General features: G+C 55.3%; 2 protein-coding genes. One reads left to right on the top strand and one right to left on the bottom strand.

Going from position 1 to position 2,041, the window contains the following annotated elements; all coding sequences use genetic code 11:
- The first annotated feature begins 319 nt into the window (after positions 1–319).
- Complete coding sequence (locus AC1DBN_RS21330; protein ID WP_477724179.1) at positions 320–460, top strand: hypothetical protein; 141 nt, start codon at positions 320–322, stop codon at positions 458–460.
- 588 nt (positions 461–1,048) lie between these two features.
- Here AC1DBN_RS21330 and AC1DBN_RS21325 read toward each other — a convergent pair.
- Positions 1,049–1,192, bottom strand: coding sequence for a hypothetical protein (locus AC1DBN_RS21325; RefSeq protein ID WP_477724178.1), 144 nt, complete (start codon positions 1,190–1,192; stop codon positions 1,049–1,051).
- Between the last annotated feature and the right edge of the window lie 849 nt (positions 1,193–2,041).

The following is a 2,041-nucleotide window of genomic DNA, read 5'->3' as shown; positions in this document are numbered from 1 at the left end:
ATCGGAACAACGGCATCGGTGATGAAATCACCCGCCTGCATCCTGGCCCAAAAAACCTGCAAAAGATCAGGCCTCACATGAATTGAATACCCCGCCATGACAACACCCATCCGCTAAGTGTTGCAATCACCGCGAGAACCCAAGGATCCCCTATTGGACGCGGAAGTGCGTCCGATAGCCCACCCTTCACCGGGCAGTACAAGCCCTATGATGCAGTCATGACCAAGCGGAGCTGGGAGTGACTAGGTTCCCCAAAAGGGGCCAAATATGGACTTACCGCGACCGCGGCCGAACGCATAGCCTGATTAGCCTATTTGTCGTGGTTGCAATCGTTGCAGCAGGAATTTTCTTCCTGGTCAGCCAGGGCAACTGGATAGTTTTGATTATTGGGCTGGTCATGATCCCAGCACTTGGACTGTTCTATTTCAGTAACGAGAAGGAACATCGGGACAACCCCTAGAAGGTAGAGGAAATCGTGGGTACGCACTAGCGGTTCCAATGCCCATAAGGGATCAGCTTAAGTGCGCGGTGACACGACGTTGACACGCAGGGGATGATGGTAGTGAGCGGAACAACGACGGGTGGGTTATGGCACGAGACGGTGAGGAAACCCTCTGGTCGTATGCGAAGCGTCTATGCGCAATCATCGTGGGGACAACTAAGGGTCGGATCTGGCTCGCTGCCTTGATCACCTATGGAATAGTCGGGCCAGTAGTTGTCCATAATCTCCTGCCGGATGGCACTGGATCTGGCTTTTGGCCGGACTTTGTTCGGGGATTCTTTGGGGGAAGCACTGGCGCTGTTATCGGAGCCGTATTTGCAGTCCTGCTCGTCATTCCGCTGATGGAGCGCCGGCGCAGGCGAAGGGAAGACAAGCGTAAGGGGTCGGCCGATTCTTCCGACAGTTAGTAGCTTCTCGGCCCACAGTTAGAGCTTTGAAGCTACGCAATCGGCATGAACAAAGGGCTGTTAATCCAAGTCGGTTCCCCTACCTCTCCTAACCTAAGTCGGCCTGACTCCGGAGGAGCGCAACGTATTCAGTTGCCCGTTAGTCGATCGATTCCCCGGCGCTGCTGAGCGCCGTAGTGGTCATGGGGCCTGGGCGGTCACCGAAACTTGCCCAGGCCACAATTATGGCAACGACGATAATTACCAGCACTAGAGCAGCGACAAGAATTCCGCGTGGCTTCATACACGCAGACTAACCGGCGTCGCAGCATACCGGGCGTGGTTTCGGCAGAATATGGCAGTGTCCGGTGGAGGATCCCTTACCGAACACCTCCGACCCCAACAGAAGCCGGAAAGAATCTGCGTTTCCGCTCGTAGTCATCATGGTTCCGATGGATAGGTGCCAACGGCGGGAGCCAACTCAAGACAGTCAGTACCACCGAAACGCCGTCACGTGACCAGGACCACGAGCATAGGCACGGGCGATACTGAATCATGCAGCACGCGATACGCCATTTTCATCGGGCCCACATCCAGCTCGACTTCACAACGACCGACAGATAATCGGAAAACCAACTAACTGGTAGAGGAACGGCAGATCTAGGGGGTTCAGATGAAGAGAAGACTGGATGAGTGGCCGTGGAATCGACCGTGGCCCTGGCTGCTGTTCATCGCTCCAATAGCTGTATTCGTGGGAGTTATTTGGATCCCGATGGGGAGTTGCAGCATGTACCCTGAGGGCTTCCAAGGCGACACCTCTTGCTACTTTGGCCCGGTGGCTGGCTTCCTTGCGACTTGGATCATGACTGCCGTTTGCCTTGTAATCGTGACGGCGTTAGCGGCCGGCTTGGTACACGCACTTGTCCGCAGTCACAAAGTGGACGATAAGAGTTCCAAGTACTAGCGGTCTCCAGCCTGCATGCGCGAAGTGCGCGCCCGGTGAAGGATCCTTGGGTTCTCGCGGTGATTGCAACACTTAGCGGATGGGTGTTGTCATGGCGGGGTATTCAATTCATGTGAGGCCTGATCTTTTGCAGGTTTTTTGGGCCAGGATGCAGGCGGGTGATTTCATCACCGATGCCGTTGTTCCGAT

It is taken from the genome of Pseudarthrobacter sp. 10T415, from assembly GCF_056394175.1.
The sequence above is the reverse complement of the archived record's forward strand: the minus strand, read 5'-3'. Positions and strand labels throughout refer to the sequence as shown.

Excerpts from the sequence above, each read along its gene's own strand:
- AC1DBN_RS21325 (WP_477724178.1), bottom strand. The coding sequence starts at position 1,192 with ATGAAGCCACGCGGAATTCTTGTCGCTGCTCTAGTGCTGGTAATTATC.